Raw genomic sequence first — 18,783 nt, forward strand, 5'->3', positions numbered from 1 at the left:
GGGAACCATCATGGCTGAGACAGCACTGGACCGCTTCCTCCGCTATGCGAAGATCGACACGCAGTCCAAAGATGATGCCGAGACCTATCCGAGCACAGCGAAGCAGCTCGTCCTCCTGAACCTTCTCGTCAATGAACTCCAGGCGCTCGGTCTCAAGGACGCCGCCATCGACGAGTACGGTTATGTCACGGCAACGCTTCCCTCGAATCTGCCCGCGGGTCACAAGGCCACAGGCAAAGTACCGGTCATCGGCTTCATCGCTCACGTCGACACGTCGCCGTCCGCCAGCGGCGAGAACGTCAAGCCCCAGGTCATCACCTACACCGGTGGCGACATCACGCTTCCCGGGGACCCGTCCGTTGCGATCCGCGCATCCGAGAACCCCGCGCTGGCGAAGAACGTGGGGCGGAAGATCGTCACCACGGACGGCACGACGCTGCTCGGGGCCGACGACAAGGCGGGCATCGCGATCATCATGACCGCTGTGCAGGAACTGCTCGCGGACCCGGCGAAGCTTCATGGCGACATCCGCATCGGCTTCACGCCGGACGAAGAGGTCGGGAACGGGACGAAGTTCTTCAACATCAAGACGTTCGGCGCAGCGGCGGCATACACGGTGGACGGCGACACGCCGGGGGAACTCAACAAAGAGACCTTCAGCGCCGATTCCGCGATCATCACGGTGCATGGCCGGAACATCCATCCTGGTTCCGCCAAAGGGATCATGGTGAACGCGCTGCGCGTCATCGCCGACATCATCGTCCGGCTGCCGAAGGACATGGCACCGGAGACGACCGAGGGATATGAGCCATACATCCACCCGCACGTGTGTTCCGGTGAAGAAGCGCTCGCCACGCTGCGGATGCTGCTGCGCGATTTCGAATCGTCGGGACTGAAGGTGCAGGAGCAGATCCTGCGCAGGATCATCGCCGAGGTGCAGCCGTTGCATCCCAGGGCGAAGATCGATCTGGAGATCCGCGAATCCTACCGGAACATGCACGACGGCCTCCAGAAGGATCCGCGCGTAACGGAGTGCATGTGGGAGGCCACGAAGCGGGCAGGACTGGATCCGCAGTGGGTCCCGATCCGCGGGGGCACCGACGGGTCGCGGTTGACCGAGAAGGGATTGCCGACACCGAACATCTTCACCGGGGGACAGAACTATCACGGCCTCACCGAATGGCTGTCCGTGGATGGCATGGAACAGTCCGTCACAACGGTCGTCCACCTCGCCCAGGTCTGGGTCGAGAAATCTCACGCCTGACCACCAGGAGAACGCAGTATGGACCATCAGACAACGGCCGGCAAGGGGCTCCCCGAGAACGCCTACAAGGAGCTGAAAGCCGGCGAAGAGTACCGTCCGATCATGGACCCCGCAGGACAACCGCAGGAGGTCACCCCCTACTCCGTCATCACCGGCATGCTGATGGCCATTCTGTTCTCGGCAGCAGCAGCGTACTCCGGACTGAAGATCGGGCAGGTCTTTGAGGCGGCGATCCCGATCGCGATCCTCGCGGTGGGCACATCGACGCTGCTCAAGAAGAAGAACGCGCTCGGCCAGAATGTGATCATCCAGTCGATCGGCGCGGCATCCGGGGTCATCGTTGCCGGCGCGATCTTCACGATCCCCGCGCTCTACATCCTCGAACTCCCGGCCAGCTTCTATCAGGTGTTCTTTGCCTCCGCCTGCGGCGGCTTCCTGGGCATCCTGTTCCTGATCCCGTTCCGGAAGTACTTCGTGAAGGACATGCACGGCAAGCTCCCCTTCCCCGAGGCGACGGCAACGACCGAGATCCTGGTCGCGGGCGAAAAGGGCGGTGCCCAGGCGCTCGTGCTCGTGGTGAGCGGGCTCGTCGGCGGGCTCTTCGATTTCATGTTCAGCGCGCTCGGACTCTGGTCCGAGGTCATCACCTCCCGTATGATCTCCGTGGGAGAACTGATCGCGGACAAGGTGAAGATCGTGGCCCGCTTCAATGTCTCCGCCATGATCTTCGGCCTCGGGTATATCATCGGACTGCGCTATTCGTCCATCATCGCCGCCGGCTCGCTCCTGTCGTGGTTCATCATGGTCCCGCTGTTCCCGTACATCGCCGACTCCATCGGGATCACCGTGGCCGCGGGTTCGAAGCTCATCACCGCAATGTCCGCCGAGGAGATCTTCCGCGGCTACGTCCGGCAGATCGGCATCGGCGGCATCGCCATGGCGGGGGTCATCGGGATCATCCGCTCATCGAAGATCATCGCGGGTGCGTTCTCCCTTGCCTATCGCGAGATCTTCCAGCGTGGTGAAGCAACGGCGGAGAAGGCCGTGCGGACGCAGACGGACATCCGGATGTTGTTCAATATCCAACTGATCCTGCTCACGGCGATCCTGATCTTCATCTTCTTCTACGCCGGTGTCGTGTTCAACATCGTGCATGCTCTGGTCGGTGTCCTCATCGTCCTTGTGGTGGCATTCCTGTTCACCACCGTTGCCGCCAATGCAACCGCCATCGTCGGCTCCAACCCGGTCTCCGGGATGACGCTGATGACACTCATTCTGTCCTCGGTTGTCCTCGTGCAGGTCGGGCTTTCAGGAACCGCGGGCATGGTGAGTGCCCTGATCATCGGTGGTGTCGTGTGTACCGCGCTGTCGGTGGCGGGCGGATTCATCACCGACCTCAAGGTCGGGTACTGGCTCGGATCGACACCGAAGATGCAGGAGTCATGGAAGTTCGTCGGCGTGATCCTCTCCGCGGCAACCGTGGGCGGCGTCATGATCGTGCTCAATGAGACCTATGGGTTCAAAGGAGCGAATGCCCTGGCCGCGCCTCAGGCGAATGCCATGGCCGCGGTGATCCAACCGCTGATGTCCGATGCCCCCGCGCCATGGATCCTGTATATCATCGGGGCAGCGATCGCCCTGCTGCTCGTCGTCCTGAAGGTCCCGCCGCTGGCATTCGCCCTCGGCATGTACATCCCCCAGGAACTCAACATTCCGCTCGTTGCCGGCGGACTTGTGGCATGGTGGGTCTCCACGCGGAGCAAGGACGAGAAACTGAATGCCGCGCGCATTTCGCGCGGGACACTCATAGCGTCGGGCTTCATTGCCGGTGGCTCGCTCTTCGGCGTGTTGAGCGCTTTCCTTCGGTTCGGCGACCTGGACCTGATGGTAGGGACCTGGGCCGAAACCCACACGGGAGAAGTGATCGGTTTGTGTGCATTCATACTGCTCTTTGCCTACACGGTGTGGGACACCATGAGGGCGAAGCTCGAAGAATGATGTGCTGGTTGTGAACCCGTCCATATGGGGAGAGAGCACGGGCGAAGGATCCTGAGGTCCATGAACTGACAGGAGGTCTCCATGCGTTGGATCAAGCGGTTATTCGGTCTGATCCTGGTCGTTGCGATCGGGGTTGGCCTCTGGGTGTCGTTCGCCCTCTGGTCCGGTATGTACTCGGTCTATAGCTACCCGCCGTCCACCAAACGCCCGAAAGGGACGACGCTTCTGGTCGAGCGGGCCGACCGGGAGCCGATGTTCAATTCACCCGACCGCGTCATCCCTCCCCCCCCGCCGAAGGACAAATCGGTGGGGCTGGGGTTCGGGTCAGGGTCGATCCGCCCAAAACCGTTTGAAAAGCGCACGATCGTGGAACTTCCATATATCGAGTGGGCCTACAAGAAATCTCTCGAACCTGAAACTTTACCGTAGAAGCGGTCGTTATACAATCGACCAACCATGAACACAACCCAGAACGCTGACCTCTCCGCCCTGCGCATCCGTCGCGATCAGGACGATTACAAAGACACTTCCCGGCTTCCGTGGAAGATCATCATTCCATCGGGCATCGTTATCCTTGGCATCATCGGGTGGTTCCTGATCAAGCCGCTCTTCGCGAGCGTCAAGGAAGTGGAATTCACGAGTGCCACCCTGTCCTCCCCCGCACAAGCAAACGCGGTGCTCAACGCCAGCGGCTATGTCGTCGCTCAGGTCAAAGCCGCCGTTGCCTCCAAAGGTACCGGCCGGCTCGAGTTCCTTGGCGTGGAAGAGGGCGATAAGGTGAAGAAAGGAACGATCATCGCGCGGCTCGAGGACCAGGACATGATGGCCGCCCTGCGCCAGGCCGAGGCGAATGTGGGCGTGGCTGTAGCGGATCGTGAAGATGCCCGGCTGACCCTCGACCGCGTGAAGCGTCTGCAGGGATCCCATCTTGCATCCGAAGCGGAACTGGATGCCGCCAAGGCCCGCTTTGCACGTGTCCAGGCAACGATCAAGTCCGCCGAGGCAGCGATGAACGCCGCGGAGGTCGCTCTCGAGAACACCCGGATCCGCGCTCCCTTCGACGGCACGGTGCTGACCAAGAATGCTGACGTCGGCGAGGTTGTTGCACCATTCGCCTCCTCGGCCAGTTCGCGCGGTGCCGTGGTGACCATGGCGGACATGAGCTCGCTGCAGGTGGAGGCGGATGTGTCGGAGTCCAACATCATCCGGGTCCACCCCGGACAGCCGTGCGAGATCGTGCTGGATGCGTATCCCGACCAGCGCTATCCCGGCGTCGTGCACAAGATCGTTCCGACCGCCGACCGCGCCAAGGCCACGGTGCTGACGAAGATCGCGTTCCGGTCGCGGGATGAACGCGTTCTGCCGGAGATGGCAGCGAAGGTCCTGTTCCTCTCCGAAGAACCGAAAGTGAAAGAGAACGCCAACATTCCGGTCCTCACCATCCCGCTCTCTTCTGTCGTGGAGCGGAGCGGGAAGAAGGTCGTCCTCACGGTCACAGATGATGCCATCGTTGAGACACCGGTCGTCCTTGGTCCACCGTTGGGCGATCGCATCACCGTGCGAGAAGGGTTGTCTGCGGGCGACAGGATCGTTGCCAGGCCGGACCCCTCGCTCGTTACCGGTGTCCGCGTCACCGCCAAGAAATAAGTCACCCCACCATACGGGTATCTGGAGTCCGCATGATCGAAGTCCGCAACGTCTCCAAATCGTACCGGCGCGATTCGTTGCGCGTCCCGGTCCTCAATAATATCACGATCTCCGTACCGGACGGTGAATTCCTCGCCCTCATGGGTCCGTCCGGTTCCGGCAAGACCACGTTGCTGAACCTGATCGCGGGCATTGACAGGCCCGACGAAGGTGCGATCGAGGTCAACGGGACCGACGTCGCAAAGCTGAGCGAATCGGCACTCGCGCAGTGGCGGGCGAACAACGTCGGGTTCATCTTTCAGTTCTACAATCTCCTGCCTGTCCTGACGGCATTCGAGAACGTGGAGTTGCCTCTCCTGCTCACGAACCTGCCCAAGAAGAAGCGGAAGGACCACGTGGAGGCGGCGCTGACGCTTGTGGGGCTGTCGGACCGGATGGGGCACTACCCGAAGCAACTCTCCGGAGGCCAGGAGCAGCGTGTGGCCATTGCCCGGGCGCTCGTGACCGACCCCACCGTGCTGGTTGCCGATGAACCCACCGGCGATCTGGACCGTGTGTCGGCAGGTGAAGTGATGACGCTGCTGGATCGTCTGAACAAAGAATTCAAGAAGACCATCGTGATGGTCACGCACGACCCGCGTGCCGCCGAGAAGGCGCACAAGGTCATGCATCTCGATAAAGGCGAGTTGACCTAAGGAGCGCACCCATGTTCGTCCTCAAACTCGTCTTCAAGAATGCTCTGCGGCACAAGCTGCGGACGCTCCTGACCATCACGGGCATCGCCGTCGCGGTCATGTCGTTCGGCTTCCTCCGCACGGTCGTGACCGCCTGGTCCTACGGCGTGGAAGCATCCGCCGCGAACCGCATGATCACGCGCAACGCGGTGTCGTTCATCTTCCCGCTCCCCTATGCGTACCGGGACCAGATCGCCAGGGTTCCCGGGATCGCCGAGATCACCTGGGCGAATTGGTTCGGCGGGGTGTTTAAGGATCCGGCCGATTTCAAGAATTTCTTCCCCCGGCTTGCCATCGATCCCGAGACCTATTTTCAGGTCTATCCGGAACTGATCGTCCCGCCGGACCAGATGAAGGTCTTCACGCAGGAGCGGAACTCCTGCATCGTAGGGAAGAAGATCGCGGATCAGCACGGATTCAAGATCGGCGATGTGATCACGGTCGATGGCGACATCTATCCCGGACGGTGGGACTTCGTGGTCCGGGCGATCTACAACGGTCGCGACAAGAGCACGGATGAGACCCAGATGTTCTTCCATTGGAAATACCTCGACGAACGCGTGCGCGAGCTCCAACCGGGCCGCGATGGCCAGATCGGCTGGTATATCTTCTTGGCCACCGATGCATCGAAGATGGCCTCCATCGCGCAGACCGTGGACGAGCAATACGTGAACAGCCAGGCGGGCACGAAGACCGAATCCGAGCGGGAGTTCCAGCAAGGGTTCGTCTCGATGTCCAGTGCTATCATCCGCTCGTTGGAGATCGTCTCCTTCATCATCATCGGCATCATCCTGCTCGTCCTGGCCAACACGATCGTCATGGCCTCCCGCGAACGCACCACGGAGTATGCGGTCCTCAAGACCATCGGTTTCTCCCCGGGGCATATCGTCGGATTGATCGGCGGCGAATCGCTGCTGATCGCCGGCATTGGCGGCATACTCGGCCTGGTGCTGACATTCCCGCTCTCCGCGGCATTCGCTCAGATGTTCCCGACGTTCTTCCCGGTATTCAACGTTGAGACCGTCACGATCATCCTGGCAGCGATCGTGGCTGCTCTGGCGGGCGTCATCGCCGCACTGTTCCCCACCATCCGCACCCTCCGGACAAGCATCGCCGAGGGGTTGCGTGCCATCGGATAGGCCATGAAGATACCATTTTCCTACACATGGCGGAGCCTCTGGGCACGCCGGCTGACCACAGCACTGACCTTGACCGGCCTGACGCTCGTTGCGTTCGTCTTCGCCGCCGTGCTCATGCTCTCGCGCGGCGTGGAGAACACGATGATCGAGACCGGCTCTCCGGAGAACGCCATCATCCTGCGGAAATCGGCAAGTTCGGAACTGGTGAGCCAGATCGACCGCGAGCATGCCAACATCATGAAGACCTTCCCGGAGGTCGCACTCCTGCCGGACGGCAAACCCTTCGCGTCCACGGAGACCTTCGTGGTCATCAATATGCGGAAGCGCGGCTCCAACGACATGGGCAACATCTCCGTCCGGGGCGTCTCCCCGGAGGCCAAGGAACTCCGGCCGCAGGTCACGCTGAAGGAGGGCCGCTGGTTCACGTTCGGGACGCAGGAGGTTGTCGTCGGCACGAGCATCAACGAGCAGTTCCAGAATGCGTCCATCGGTGACCGCATCGCCTTCGGAGGGACATTCTGGACCATCGTGGGAGTGGTGGACGGGCAGGGGACGGCATTCGATTCCGAGGTGTGGGGCGACGCGAACCAGATCATGGCCGCGTTCAACCGTCCGGTCTATTCCATCGTCCTCCTGCGCCTGCGGTCCGCCGAGGAATTCGACGCCCTCAAGCTTCGTATCGAACAGGATCCGCGCACGTCGTACACCGAAGTGAAACGCGAACAGGTGTTCTACCGCGAACAGTCCCAGGCGATGTCGGGCTTCATCAAGGGGCTCGGATTGGTCGTCACCGTCATCTTCAGCATCGGGGCAATGATCGGCGCCATGATCACCATGTATGCCGCGGTCGCGAACCGGACGCGGGAGATCGGCACGCTCCGCGCCCTGGGCTTCCGCCGCCGCAGTGTGCTCAGCGCATTCCTCATCGAATCGATCCTGCTGTCGCTGATCGGCGGGCTGTTCGGCGTGGCGCTGGCCTCATTCATGTCGCTGGTGAAGATCTCGACCACGAATTTCGGCACCTTCTCCGAACTGGCGTTCGGCTTTGCTCTCGCGCCGGATATCATCGTCTCGACACTCATCTTCGCGGTGGTGATGGGGATCGTGGGCGGGTTCCTGCCGGCGGTACGCGCATCGAGACTCAATATCCTGACAGCGCTGCGGTCTGCGTAACCTGTTCAGGTCCCCACCGGGACCGCAGCACAAACGCCATAGGAACATCACAGGCGCCGGAAGATCTCCGGCGCCTGTTTCGTTTGGGTACATGCTCCATACACATCCACCTGATCGCTCCCGCACATACCGTCTTCTCGTCGCCACCCCGGGGCTTCTGCCCTCCCCATGTCAACCCCTCACTGCACGTTCCAGCCATCGGATCATCGGCATCGCCCCCGTGCAGTACTTCGCTACCGTATCCACGAACCGCGGCTTGAGGCACTCCCCCTCTCCGAATTCCTTCCCCACGAAGAACTGCTTCAGGCGCAGGTGGACGATCATCGGATGGTCCTTCGGATACCCGAGCGGAGCCTTCACCAGCTTGTCTCCCATCACCTCGCCGAACATCTTTGTGAAGGCCGGATCCTCGATCACCGAGAGATAGTCGTCCGGATGCTCCGCGATCGACTTCCGGATGCTCTTCAACTGCTCGCCGGAGGGCATATAGAGCCCTCCCCCGATGAAGATCTCGCCGAGTTCGATGCCCACATAGAGGCCCGGCCGCTCCGCCGGACTTTTCTTGCCCCGTGCCTGGAAGTACGCGGCGATGTTGGTCTTGTACGGCGTCTTGTTGTTGCTGAAGCGGGTATCCCGGTAGATCCGGAAAATGGACTTCTTCGGGTTGAAATCAAAATCCGCCGCAACATCCGCCATGCGAGGGCCCAGACTTGCGATGAGACACTGCATCGGGAACCGGACGTTCTCCTCGTAGTCGTCCTTGTGCTTCTGGAACCATGGACGGTTGTTGTTCCGCTTCAGGCGGCGGAAGAACGACAACGCCTCGGGTGGGAAGCCGGCGAACGGAGGATACAGCAGATCTTCCAATGGATGCGGGGTCATCGAAGCTCCGGGTTGTGAACAGGGAGTTCCAACATCGGCATTTCCCGGGAATTATTCCAGCTTCTTCTGGAATCGCGCGACGCTCAGCGAGAAGATCACGACACCCAGCCCGAACAGCGCAGCCGCCTGCGGCCAGAGCTCTCCGAGGCCCGTCCCCTTCAGGAAGATCCCCCGGACGATATCCAGGAAGTAGCGCAGAGGGATGATATACGTGAACAGCTGAATGCTGGAGGGCATGTTCGCGATCGGGAACGTGAATCCGGAAAGGAACATGAACGGCATGAAGAAGAAGAACTGGGCGATCAGCATCGCCTGCTGCTGCGTCCGCGCGATGGTGGAAATGAAAAGCCCCAATCCGAGTGTCGTCATGATGAACAAGCCGCTCAGGACGAAGAGGAGCGGCAGGCTGCCGAGCATCGGCACGTTGAACCAGTAGTGCGCGAGCGCCAGCACGATCAGGACATCCGCAAAGCCGATGATGGTGAACGGAATGAGCTTCCCGATGATCAGCTGGTACGGTTTGATCGGCGTAACGAGCAGTTGCTCCATCGTGCCGATCTCCTTTTCCTTGACGATCCCGAGCGACGTGAGGGTCATGGTGATGATCATCAGCACCAGCCCCACGACCCCCGGGACCATGAAGTTCGTGCTCTTCAGGTCCGGATTGAACCAGACCCGCGGTTCGGGGAGGACCCGGGCGGTCGAGCGCCCCTGGATCGCACTGGCATTCTCCAGCAGGATGCGCTGCGAGAATGTGCCGACGATCTGAATGGCATAGTTAAGCAGGACGTTCGAGGTATTCGCATCCGTCCCGTCCAGCACGATCTGCACCGTGGTGGTCCGGCGCGTCAGCAGGTCCCCCGCGAACCCCCGGGGGATGACCAGCGCCATCGTGGCACGCGCGTCCTCGATGTACCGGTCCACCTCGTCCGGCGTTGTCACATCGTACCCGTGAAGGAAGTACCCCGAGGATGTGAAGGTCTTGATGAATGCACGGCTTTCGGCCGTACGATCCTGGTCGCACACCACCATGGTCGTGTTCTTGATATCCGTCGTGGCGGCATAGCCGAGAAGGATGACCTGAACCACCGGCGCCATGATCGAGAGCCCGAGCATGCGCTTGTCCTGCCGGATCTGATAGAATTCCTTCCGGACGATCTCGAGGACGACGGCAAGGCTGCGTTTGAATTTCATAGGATGGGTTCCCGTACTGATGGACCGTTCACAACGTGCGTTTCTGCAGGCGCTTCACGCTGATGCCGAGCGTGATGAGCGCAAAGATCGCCATGTACACGAATTGCTCCCACACCGCACCGAATCCCACCCCCTTCAGCATCACACCGCGGACAACGACCAGGAAGAATTTCGTTACGGAGATATTGGAGACCACCTGCAGCACCACGGGCATGCTGGCGACCGGGAAGACGAATCCGGAGAGCAGGAACGAGGGCAGGAGCGACGAGAAGACCGAGACTATGAACGCCACCTGCTGGGAATCCGTGATCGTGGAGATCAGGAGCCCCTGTCCGAGCGCGCCCAGGATGATCATCGTGATACCCGCGTAGAGGAGGAGCACTCCGCCCTTCACCTCGATCGCGAAGAGCAGATAGCCAAGGACGAGAATGAACGTGGCGGAGACCAGGGAGATCGCCATGTACGGAAGGGTCTTCCCGAGGATGACCTCGATCGGCTGCAGCGGCGAGACCATGATCTGTTCCATCGTCCCCCGTTCCTTCTCCCGAACGACGGTCATGGACGTCGCGATCACGCCCGTGAGCATGATGATGAAGCCGATGAGTCCGGGGACCAGGAACCGCGAGCTGACGAGGTCGGGGTTGTACCAGATCCGCGACCGGAGCTCCACCGGCACATAGGCACTGCGGCCCGCGCGCTGCAATGCGGCCAGCAGGATCATGTTCGAGTAGTCCATCGTCATACGGACAGCGTTCCCCATGGCCTGTCCGGCCGTGTTCGCATCCGCGCCGTCCACGAGCATCTGCACCGTGGCTTCGCGTCCGGCCAGCAGGTCGCGCCCGAAATCCGGGGGGAGGACGATGGCGATCTTCGCCTCTCCATGGAGGAACGCCTCTTCGATCTCTTCGTACGTGGACGGGGTGCCGGTGAGTGCAAAAAGCTCCGAATGCTGGAACATGGCCAGATACTCCCGGCTCTCCGGGGTCTTGCTCTGGTCCATCACGAGAAGCGGAACGTGCTTCACATCGAAGTTCAGGGCATAGCCCACGAGGATGATCATTGCCGCGGGAAGAACGAGCAACATCCCCAGGGATGTCGGATCCCGCCGTATCTGCCGGAATTCTTTGACGATGACCGGCTTGAGTCTGCGAAAGAGCGTCATGTGCTATCCTTGCCTGTGTTCTGATGCACGCTGAGCGGCATCATGGTCGAGAAGGTACAGGAACACATCTTCGAGCGACGGGATGATGCGTTCGATGCCCGCCACCTTCATGTTCCGTGCACCGAGCGTGCGCACGATCGCCGCCCTGCCGTGCTCCTCATCGGCGACCATCACATGCAGGGTGGTCCCGAAGACCGACGTTTCGATGGCCCACGGTTCCACACGGATCATTTCGAGCGCGTCCACGATCTCACCGTCGCGCATGGACACTTCCAGCAGCGGCGTGCGGATGTGTTCGGTCTTCAGCTCGGTCGGACTTCCCGAAGCGATCAGCGCTCCGGCATTGATGAGGATGATATCGTTGCAGTATTCGGCCTCATCGAGGAAGTGTGTGGTGACGAGGACGGTCACCCCATCGGCTGACAAGCGATTGATGAGCTCCCAGAAATTGCGCCGCGAAATGGGATCCACACCGCCTGTCGGCTCATCCAGGAAAACGATCTGCGGTTCATGCAGGATGGCGCAGCCAAGTGCAAGGCGCTGTTTCCATCCGCCCGAGAGTGTCCGCGTGAGGCTCCCCTCACGCCCGCGGAGGTCCGCCATGCCCAGGACCCAGTCCATGCGTGCGCGGAGCCGTTCTCCTTCCAATCCGTACACACCGCCGAAGAACCGGATATTCTGTTCGACGGTGAGGTCATCGTACAGGGAGAACCGTTGCGACATGTACCCGATCGTCTGCTTCACCCGGTCGGTCTGTGTCAGCAGATCGAAGCCGCCCACCGTGGCGGTGCCGGAGGTGGGCTGCAGGAGCCCGCACAGCATGCGGATCGTCGTGGATTTCCCTGCGCCGTTGGCGCCGAGGAACCCGAAGATCTCGCCGCGCTTGACGGAGAACGAGACCCGGTCGACCGCCGTGAATGCGCCGAAGCGTTTTGTCAGGTCGCGGACTTCGATCGCAAGCTCGCTCATGGTGTGGCCACTCCCAGTGCGCGTGTGAGGCGTGCCCGGGCGATCTCGCATTCCACGCGGGCCCCGCTTTGTGTCGTCTTCGCCTGTTGCAGCGATACTTCAGCATCCAGCAGGTCGGTGGCCGTCGCCAGGCCCGTTGTGAACCTCTGTTCCGTGGTACGCGACTGCTCCTCCGCCTGTCCGAGGGCGAGCGCCGCTACTTCTGCCCGCTGGCGTGCGCGGTTCATCTGCAATGCGGCACGGTTCACCTCAAGCGCAACGGCATCCTCCATCTGGGCAGAGAGATATTCCTGCTGGCGAACGGCCGCTTCGGCGGCTTCGGTCTGACGTGCGGTCATGCCCCAGTTCCAGAGGTCCATGCTCAGCGCCACCCCGACATCCCACGTCCCCTGGAATTCATCTTTGACCGGAAAGATGCGGCTGTTCGGACGGGCATAGACGTAATTGCCGCTGAGGGCAAGCTGGGGCCACCATCCGGCCCGCGCGGCGCCGAGACCGGCCCGTGATGCCTCCACGCGTGCGCGCCATGCCTGCAGATCGGCCCGTCCGGCCAGCGCCGCCTTCGTGAGTGAATCTGTGGGGGGATGCGACGTCAGCGGGTCATCGGCCGGCCTCGAAAGCAGGTCCACCGGCATGTCGACAGGCCTGCTGAGGAGCGTGTTGAGATTCATCGCGGCAAGGCGCGCATCGTTTTCCGCATCGATCTGCGCAAGGTGTGCATTGGATAACTGGACCTCGATCTTCAGGACATCGTTCCGCGTCGCCAGCCCGGCCTGCATCAATTTCCGGGCATCGCCGAGGTAGCGATCCAGGCGCGCAACGTTCTCGCCGGCGAAGCGTTCGACCTCCCTCATCTGGTACAGCGACCAGTATGCCGACGTGATGGCGAGAACCAGGTCCGCCCTGTCGTTCACATTGTCCCATCCCGCCGCCTCCGCTCCCCGTTCAGCACTTTCGATACTGTTGCTGATGCGGAAGCCGGTGAAGAGTGGCTGCTGCAGGCTGACGCGGAACGAGGAGTTGTTCAGGACCACCGGCGAGATTTCGATGGGTTTGGCTGCACCCGGAAGCTGGATCTGGAACGGATCGACCTCGCTCAGTCGGCGGTAGGAGGCCTCGCCTCTCAGCATCGGCAGGCGGGTGGTACGTGCCTCGCCGGCACGGGCTTCGGCGGCATCAGCCCGGGCCGCTGACGCGCGGAGCGTGCGGCTCTGCGAAAGTCCCGCAGCGATGGCGTCATCGAGCGTGAGGCCAGGGCCCCGGCCGGCAAGCGACAGCGCCGGAAGAAGCATCAGGAGAAGCAGACTGCGTTTCATACAGCACCTTCGGTATGTGTCAAAAGGGAGATGAAGACATTTTCAAGTGAGGGGGCGATCGTGCGGCGCGAGGCCGTCACGATCCCCGCACCGGCCAGCAATTGCTCGACATCCGGCAGTTCGATCGTTGCATTCCGGAGCACCACATTGATCCTATCGCCGAATGCCTGGACCTCGAGGGCGGGACGCTTCTCCTTCAGGATCCGGAATGCATCACGCACCCGGTCGCAGGCGATCTCCACAACGGTCCCCGTCATGGACGACTTGAGTTCCGCGGGGGTGGCGACACGCATGAGCCCTCCCTTGTTCATCAGGGCGACCCGCGTGCAGCGTTCCGCTTCATCCAGGTAGGGCGTACTCATCACGATCGTGATCCCCTGTCCCAGGAGACTCTGCAGGATCTTCCAGAAATCACGGCGTGAGACCGGGTCCACCCCCGTTGTGGGTTCATCCAGGAAGATCATGCGTGGTGTGTGAATGAGCGTGCACGCGAGCGCGAGCTTCTGCTTCATGCCCCCCGACAGCCGCTCCGCGAGCCGCGTGCGGAAGGGCGTGAGGCGGGTGAACGCAAGGAGTTCCTCCCTGCGCGGTTTGAAGTCATACACGCCGTTGATCTCGGCGAAGAACTCGATGTTCTCGTCGATCGTCAGATCGCCGTACAGCGAGAACCGCTGGGAGAGATAGCCAATCTCACGCTTCACCGCATCGGCATCCGTCAGGATATCCTTGCCGAGAACCTGTGCTGTACCCGAGGTGGGCGCAAGGATCCCGCACAACAGGCGGATCAGCGTGGTCTTCCCGGCCCCATCCGGCCCGACGATGCCGAACATCTCCCCTTCGTGGACGGTCAGGTCGACGTTCTGGACCGCCTGGAGCGGACCGAACGACCGCGAGAGCTGGCTCGTGGCAATGGCGGCGTTCATCACTGCGCTTTCCCGGCCGTACGGAGAACGGCATCAGCCGGGAGACCGGGTTTCAGGGAGCCTTCCGGGTTCTCGATCTCGAGCTTCACTGCGAATACGAGTTTCGTGCGTTCTTCCTTGGTCTGCACATTCTTCGGCGTGAACTCTGCGTTCGGCGAGATGGAGACCACGCGTCCAGCGAAGGGCTTGCCGGGGAACGTATCGATCGTCACATCGGCGCCCTGCCCCAGCGCCACGCGTCCGAGGTCCGCCTCATTCACGTAGATCGTCAGCTTCACGCGGTCCAGGTAGGTCAGCCGTGCGATATTGCTCCCCATGCCGACCAGCTCGCCGGGTTCCACGGCGCGGAGCGTGAGCGTCCCCGGTGCGGGAGCCAGGACGGCGCAATCGCGGATGCGCTTCTGCAGGAGGTCCACCTGTGCTACCGCGCCGTCACGCCGGGCGCGTGCGCCGTTGATCTCTTCGGGGCGGAGGCCGCTCTTTGCCTTCCGGTACGTCTGGTCGGCCGCAACATAGCGGGCGTAGGCGTCGTCGTACTGTTTCTGGGTGATCGTGGCGGAGGCCAGCAGTTCCTTCATGCGCTGGTAGTCCGCGTTCGCCGAAGTGTACGCGGCCTCTGCCTGGATCACGTCTTCTTTTCTCGACCCTGCGGCCGCGAGCCGGAAGGCGGCCTCGAGAGAAGCCAGATTGGCTTCCGCCTGTTTCAGCTGGAGACGGTACTCTTCATCATTGATGATGGCGAGGGTATCACCCCGGTTCACGCGTGCACCCTCATTCACCGGAACGGCGAGGATGCGGCCGGCGACCTCGGCGGCGACGTTGATCTCCGTTCCTTCGATGGTACCGGAGGCCTCGATCGAACCGTTGCCATTGCCGGAGCACCCGGAAGCGATAAGGGCGATCGAAGCAGCGCACAGCAGGAAGAATGGACGCATGACTGATCCTATAGGAGTTGTGTCACATGAAGAGATTCAATTTCGCGAACTGCGGCATCGGTGAGGATACCCCGGAAGAGCATATCAATGATCCCCTTCATTGCCTGCTCGGTGGAGAACGACTCGTTGGCGAGGGTCTGGGGATTGACGACGGATTCCACAACGCCAATGATCGAGAGGAGGAGGAGGCGGGGATCGATCGCCGGACGGATGAAGCCTTCACGCTGGCCCTGTTCGATGAGCCTGCCCCACACAGCGATGATCTTCGTTCTTCTGAACTCCTGGATGTACGCCCAGGTTCCCGGGGCGTGGATCTGCACATCGCGAAGCATGGGAGTACTGAATTTTGAGAATCGGGTATGAAGAACGGAGATGAGTGCGTTCAGTTTCAACACAAATGGATGGTCGGTTGTGACGATCGAATCGATCTGGAGTCCGATCTCACCCGTGATCCGGAGGACGATCTGATGGACGAGATCCTCTTTGCTTTCGAAATACTTATAGAAGGTTTTTTTGCTCATGCCGAGTGCCGAGGTGATCTCCTCGACGGACACGCGGGAAAAGCCTGATTGAGAGAACAGGGGCATGGCATACTCGATGATCCGGTTCTTTGCTGACGACACATCTTCCTGTTCAGCCACGATGGAAACTCCGTTAGTTTCTTCGGTTTCCTAAACCTTAACAAAAATCCGTTGGTGGGAGTTCCAACGGAAACGACATTCGTTTCTCTGGTTTCCAATATACCACTTCCTTGGCCGTATGTCAAGAAGAATCTTCGACCCGCCGGGCAAACATGATCCAGGCGGCGGTCGCATGGGAGGCGGAAGCGTCCATCATATCTCGAGCGAAGCCAGCACCTCTTCGGCTTCCACCGCATCCTTTTCCAGGACCTGCAACAACACGCCGCGGACCAGCTGCAATGCAGGTTGAAAGCCCCCGTAGTCGTCCTTGCGTACGAACGCGGTGATACCTGCGGATTCCAGGTGTTGCCTGGCGATGTCCGCATCGATCTCATTCGGGAACGTCCGCAGGGTCATCACATGTGAAGTGTCCATCGGTGGCCTCCGTCTTTGCACAACATGGTACGCTTGCACCTTCCCAATGTCAACCTGCGTCTTCCAACAACGTGTACCCTGCCCTGGCGAGTGCCCTGCGTGTCGCCTCGAGCACCTCGGGCCGTGCATTGAACGGCATCACAGGCACATCAGGAGCATGTCTTATCTTCTCCACGAGCGCCGCCGTATCGACCTCACCGAGATCATCCAGGACGCTGTAGACGCCACCCTCGCCTTCCTCGAGCACATTGTGTGGCCCGAGGATGAAGCGTATCGTGCGGACGATGGCTGCATCCGGCGGCGGCACCAGCAATGCGACGATGGCACCATGGTCGAGGCGGAGCCGTTCGGCGTCGGCCGATGGCACGCCACCCTGCGCATGGATGATCGCCGGGAGGAGGATCCGCTCCTCGATCCCGATATGACGGAGCAACCCGCGCCGGAACTCCTCATAGGGAGCCATCACGATCGGGCCGGCGCCGACGGCCGCTGCCGTCAGCAGCCTCTCCAGCCGCGCATGGTCATCGGCAAGATATTCGAAGATGGTCGTCGGCATGATCTCTCCCTTAGGAAATGTGTGTGTGCCCTCGTAGTGACAACGCCACCCGCTCTCCCGTTGTTCCTCCCATCCCACAATGCCACCCTATGTCGTCCAGCCTCTCCATTTCCCGGAAAAGCAAAGCCCCCGGCGGTCATCCCGCCGGGGGCCTGCGTACAGCGTACTGCGCGTGGGCTTAGTACATGTCGCCCATGCCGCCACCCATGCCGCCCGGAGGCATTGCAGGGGCTTTCTCTTCCTTCGGCTTCTCGACGATCGTGGCTTCCGTGGTCAGCAACAGCGCCGCCACCGATGCCGCGTTCTCCAGCGCCGTACGGGCAACCTTGGTCGGGTCGATGACGCCGGCCGCGATCAGGTTCTCATACTGCTCGCTGAAGGCATTGAATCCGTAATCGTCCTTGCCTTCTTTCACCTTGTTCACGACGACGGAACCTTCGTGACCGGCGTTTTCCACGATCAGACGGATCGGCTCTTCCACCGAACGGCGGATGATCTCGATACCGGTGGCCTGGTCGTCGTTGGCCGGCTTCAGGTCCACAAGCTTTGCCGCCGCACGCAGATACGCGACGCCGCCGCCGGGGACGATACCCTCTTCGACCGCAGCGCGGGTTGCATGCAGCGCATCCTCAACGCGGGCCTTCTTCTCCTTCATCTCGACTTCGGTCGCGGCACCGATCTTCAGCACGGCCACGCCACCCGACAGCTTCGCCAGACGTTCCTGGAGCTTCTCGCGGTCGTAGTCGGAGGTGGTCTTCTCGATCTGTGCCTTGATCTCGTTGATGCGCTTTTTGATGTCTTCCTTCTTGCCGGCGCCTTCGACGATCGTGGTGTTGTCCTTGTCGACAACAACCTTCTTCGCACGGCCCATATAGCTGAGCGTGGCGTTCTCGAGCTTGTAGCCCTGCTCTTCGGAGATCACCGTGCCGCCCGTGAGGATGGCGATGTCTTCGAGCATGGCCTTGCGGCGATCGCCGAAGCCCGGCGCCTTCACCGCGGTCACCCGCAGCGTGCCGCGCAGCTTGTTCACGACCAGCGTGGCAAGTGCTTCACCTTCGAGGTCTTCCGCGATCACCAGCAGCGGTGAGCCTGTCTGGGCGACCTTCTCGAGGATCGGGAGGAGGTCCTTCATCGCCGCGATCTTCTTGTCGTGGATCAGGATCACTGCGTTCTCGAGCACCGCTTCCATCGTCTCCGCATCCGTCACGAAGTACGGGGAGAGATAGCCGCGGTCGAACTGCATACCCTCGACCACTTCGATGTTCGTGTCCGTGCCCTTCGCCTCTTCCACCGTGATGACGCCGTCGGTACCGACCTTCATCATCGCATCCGCGATGAGATCGCCGATCAGCTTGTCATTGTTCGCGGAGATGGCGCCGACCTGGGCGATCTCTTTCTTGCTGGTCTTGTCGACCGGCTTGCTGAGCTGCTTCAGGCCTTCGATCACCTTTGCAACGGCCATGTCGATGCCGCGCTTCAGGTCCATCGGGTTGGCACCTGCTGCCACGTTCTTCAGGCCTTCACGCACGATCGCCTGCGCCAGCACGGTCGCCGTCGTGGTGCCGTCACCGGCAACATCGGAGGTCTTGGACGCGACTTCGCGGACCATCTGGGCACCCATGTTCTCGATCGGGTTCTCCAGTTCCACTTCCTTCGCAACCGTCACGCCGTCCTTGGTAACGGTCGGCGCACCGAATTTCTTGTCGATGACCACATTGCGGCCCTTCGGGCCGAGGGTCACCTTCACCGCGTTGGCGAGCTGGTCCACGCCGCGCTTCAGAGCGGACCGCGCCTCGACGTCAAAGTTGATGAGTTTTGCTGCCATGGTACTTCTCC

The 18,783-nt window shown here is 61.4% G+C and carries 18 protein-coding genes; 7 read left to right on the top strand and 11 right to left on the bottom strand.

Annotated features, from left to right (window positions below; all coding sequences use genetic code 11):
* The first annotated feature begins 10 nt into the window (after positions 1-10).
* The 7 genes from pepT to IPI01_10045 all read left to right on the top strand — a co-directional run bounded on the left by pepT (position 11) and on the right by IPI01_10045 (position 7,955).
* Positions 11-1,264 carry a peptidase T gene (gene pepT, locus IPI01_10015; GenBank protein ID MBK7258120.1) on the top strand — a complete coding sequence of 418 codons (1,254 nt, stop codon included), beginning with the start codon at positions 11-13 and terminating at the stop codon, positions 1,262-1,264.
* An 18-nt stretch (positions 1,265-1,282) separates the two neighbouring features.
* The gene (locus tag IPI01_10020; protein MBK7258121.1) at positions 1,283-3,262 is read left to right on the top strand and encodes an oligopeptide transporter, OPT family; all 1,980 of its coding nucleotides are present in this window, start codon (positions 1,283-1,285) and stop codon (positions 3,260-3,262) included.
* A gap of 81 nt (positions 3,263-3,343) precedes the next feature.
* Positions 3,344-3,691 carry a hypothetical protein gene (locus IPI01_10025; GenBank protein MBK7258122.1) on the top strand — a complete coding sequence of 116 codons (348 nt, stop codon included), beginning with the start codon at positions 3,344-3,346 and terminating at the stop codon, positions 3,689-3,691.
* A 27-nt stretch (positions 3,692-3,718) separates the two neighbouring features.
* Entirely contained in the window at positions 3,719-4,909 is a 1,191-nt protein-coding gene (locus IPI01_10030; protein MBK7258123.1) for an efflux RND transporter periplasmic adaptor subunit, read from the top strand.
* Between the two features lie 32 nt (positions 4,910-4,941).
* The gene (locus IPI01_10035; protein MBK7258124.1) at positions 4,942-5,604 is read left to right on the top strand and encodes an ABC transporter ATP-binding protein; all 663 of its coding nucleotides are present in this window, start codon (positions 4,942-4,944) and stop codon (positions 5,602-5,604) included.
* Between the two features lie 11 nt (positions 5,605-5,615).
* Positions 5,616-6,782 carry an FtsX-like permease family protein gene (locus IPI01_10040; GenBank protein MBK7258125.1) on the top strand — a complete coding sequence of 389 codons (1,167 nt, stop codon included), beginning with the start codon at positions 5,616-5,618 and terminating at the stop codon, positions 6,780-6,782.
* 3 nt (positions 6,783-6,785) lie between these two features.
* Complete coding sequence (locus IPI01_10045; protein ID MBK7258126.1) at positions 6,786-7,955, top strand: ABC transporter permease; 1,170 nt, start codon at positions 6,786-6,788, stop codon at positions 7,953-7,955.
* Positions 7,956-8,126: 171 nt separating this feature from the next.
* Here the strand turns inward: IPI01_10045 and IPI01_10050 are convergent, their stop codons facing one another.
* From IPI01_10050 to groL, 11 genes are all read right to left on the bottom strand, one after another.
* The gene (locus IPI01_10050) at positions 8,127-8,837 is read right to left on the bottom strand and encodes a DUF2461 domain-containing protein (protein MBK7258127.1); all 711 of its coding nucleotides are present in this window, start codon (positions 8,835-8,837) and stop codon (positions 8,127-8,129) included.
* A gap of 51 nt (positions 8,838-8,888) precedes the next feature.
* Positions 8,889-10,031: an ABC transporter permease gene (locus IPI01_10055; protein MBK7258128.1), complete on the bottom strand. Its 1,143-nt coding sequence runs from the start codon at positions 10,029-10,031 to the stop codon at positions 8,889-8,891.
* Between the two features lie 28 nt (positions 10,032-10,059).
* Positions 10,060-11,193, bottom strand: coding sequence for an ABC transporter permease (locus tag IPI01_10060; GenBank protein MBK7258129.1), 1,134 nt, complete (start codon positions 11,191-11,193; stop codon positions 10,060-10,062).
* Positions 11,194-11,196: 3 nt separating this feature from the next.
* On the bottom strand, positions 11,197-12,162 hold the full coding sequence (locus tag IPI01_10065) for an ABC transporter ATP-binding protein (GenBank protein MBK7258130.1): 966 nt from the start codon (positions 12,160-12,162) through the stop codon (positions 11,197-11,199).
* Positions 12,159-13,478 carry a TolC family protein gene (locus tag IPI01_10070; GenBank protein ID MBK7258131.1) on the bottom strand — a complete coding sequence of 440 codons (1,320 nt, stop codon included), beginning with the start codon at positions 13,476-13,478 and terminating at the stop codon, positions 12,159-12,161. The genes IPI01_10065 and IPI01_10070 overlap by 4 nt, the downstream gene beginning before the upstream one ends.
* Entirely contained in the window at positions 13,475-14,401 is a 927-nt protein-coding gene (locus tag IPI01_10075; protein MBK7258132.1) for an ABC transporter ATP-binding protein, read from the bottom strand. Before IPI01_10075 ends, IPI01_10070 begins: the two co-directional genes overlap by 4 nt.
* Positions 14,401-15,336, bottom strand: a complete 936-nt coding sequence (locus IPI01_10080) for an efflux RND transporter periplasmic adaptor subunit (GenBank protein MBK7258133.1) — start codon at positions 15,334-15,336, stop codon at positions 14,401-14,403. The genes IPI01_10075 and IPI01_10080 overlap by 1 nt, the downstream gene beginning before the upstream one ends.
* Positions 15,337-15,344: 8 nt before the next feature.
* Positions 15,345-15,977: a TetR/AcrR family transcriptional regulator gene (locus IPI01_10085; GenBank protein MBK7258134.1), complete on the bottom strand. Its 633-nt coding sequence runs from the start codon at positions 15,975-15,977 to the stop codon at positions 15,345-15,347.
* 192 nt (positions 15,978-16,169) lie between these two features.
* Entirely contained in the window at positions 16,170-16,391 is a 222-nt protein-coding gene (locus IPI01_10090; GenBank protein ID MBK7258135.1) for a DUF2007 domain-containing protein, read from the bottom strand.
* Between the two features lie 49 nt (positions 16,392-16,440).
* Complete coding sequence (locus IPI01_10095; GenBank protein ID MBK7258136.1) at positions 16,441-16,947, bottom strand: hemerythrin domain-containing protein; 507 nt, start codon at positions 16,945-16,947, stop codon at positions 16,441-16,443.
* 178 nt (positions 16,948-17,125) lie between these two features.
* Positions 17,126-18,772 (bottom strand): chaperonin GroEL, encoded by a 1,647-nt coding sequence (groL, locus tag IPI01_10100; protein MBK7258137.1) that lies wholly within the window; start codon positions 18,770-18,772, stop codon positions 17,126-17,128.
* Positions 18,773-18,783 lie beyond the last annotated feature (11 nt).

The organism is Ignavibacteriota bacterium, from assembly GCA_016707525.1.
Lineage (GTDB): Bacteria > Bacteroidota > Ignavibacteria > UBA10030 > UBA6906 > JAGDMK01.

Excerpts from the sequence above, each read along its gene's own strand:
- IPI01_10040 (MBK7258125.1), top strand. The coding sequence starts at position 5,616 with ATGTTCGTCCTCAAACTCGTCTTCAAGAATGCTCTGCGGCACAAGCTG.
- IPI01_10080 (MBK7258133.1), bottom strand. The coding sequence starts at position 15,336 with ATGCGTCCATTCTTCCTGCTGTGCGCTGCTTCGATCGCCCTTATCGCT.
- IPI01_10070 (MBK7258131.1), bottom strand. The coding sequence starts at position 13,478 with ATGAAACGCAGTCTGCTTCTCCTGATGCTTCTTCCGGCGCTGTCGCTT.
- IPI01_10020 (MBK7258121.1), top strand. The coding sequence starts at position 1,283 with ATGGACCATCAGACAACGGCCGGCAAGGGGCTCCCCGAGAACGCCTAC.
- IPI01_10050 (MBK7258127.1), bottom strand. The coding sequence starts at position 8,837 with ATGACCCCGCATCCATTGGAAGATCTGCTGTATCCTCCGTTCGCCGGC.
- pepT (MBK7258120.1), top strand. The coding sequence starts at position 11 with ATGGCTGAGACAGCACTGGACCGCTTCCTCCGCTATGCGAAGATCGAC.
- IPI01_10030 (MBK7258123.1), top strand. The coding sequence starts at position 3,719 with ATGAACACAACCCAGAACGCTGACCTCTCCGCCCTGCGCATCCGTCGC.
- IPI01_10055 (MBK7258128.1), bottom strand. The coding sequence starts at position 10,031 with ATGAAATTCAAACGCAGCCTTGCCGTCGTCCTCGAGATCGTCCGGAAG.
- groL (MBK7258137.1), bottom strand. The coding sequence starts at position 18,772 with ATGGCAGCAAAACTCATCAACTTTGACGTCGAGGCGCGGTCCGCTCTG.
- IPI01_10035 (MBK7258124.1), top strand. The coding sequence starts at position 4,942 with ATGATCGAAGTCCGCAACGTCTCCAAATCGTACCGGCGCGATTCGTTG.
- IPI01_10095 (MBK7258136.1), bottom strand. The coding sequence starts at position 16,947 with ATGCCGACGACCATCTTCGAATATCTTGCCGATGACCATGCGCGGCTG.
- IPI01_10090 (MBK7258135.1), bottom strand. The coding sequence starts at position 16,391 with ATGGACACTTCACATGTGATGACCCTGCGGACGTTCCCGAATGAGATC.
- IPI01_10075 (MBK7258132.1), bottom strand. The coding sequence starts at position 14,401 with ATGAACGCCGCCATTGCCACGAGCCAGCTCTCGCGGTCGTTCGGTCCG.
- IPI01_10065 (MBK7258130.1), bottom strand. The coding sequence starts at position 12,162 with ATGAGCGAGCTTGCGATCGAAGTCCGCGACCTGACAAAACGCTTCGGC.
- IPI01_10025 (MBK7258122.1), top strand. The coding sequence starts at position 3,344 with ATGCGTTGGATCAAGCGGTTATTCGGTCTGATCCTGGTCGTTGCGATC.
- IPI01_10060 (MBK7258129.1), bottom strand. The coding sequence starts at position 11,193 with ATGACGCTCTTTCGCAGACTCAAGCCGGTCATCGTCAAAGAATTCCGG.
- IPI01_10045 (MBK7258126.1), top strand. The coding sequence starts at position 6,786 with ATGAAGATACCATTTTCCTACACATGGCGGAGCCTCTGGGCACGCCGG.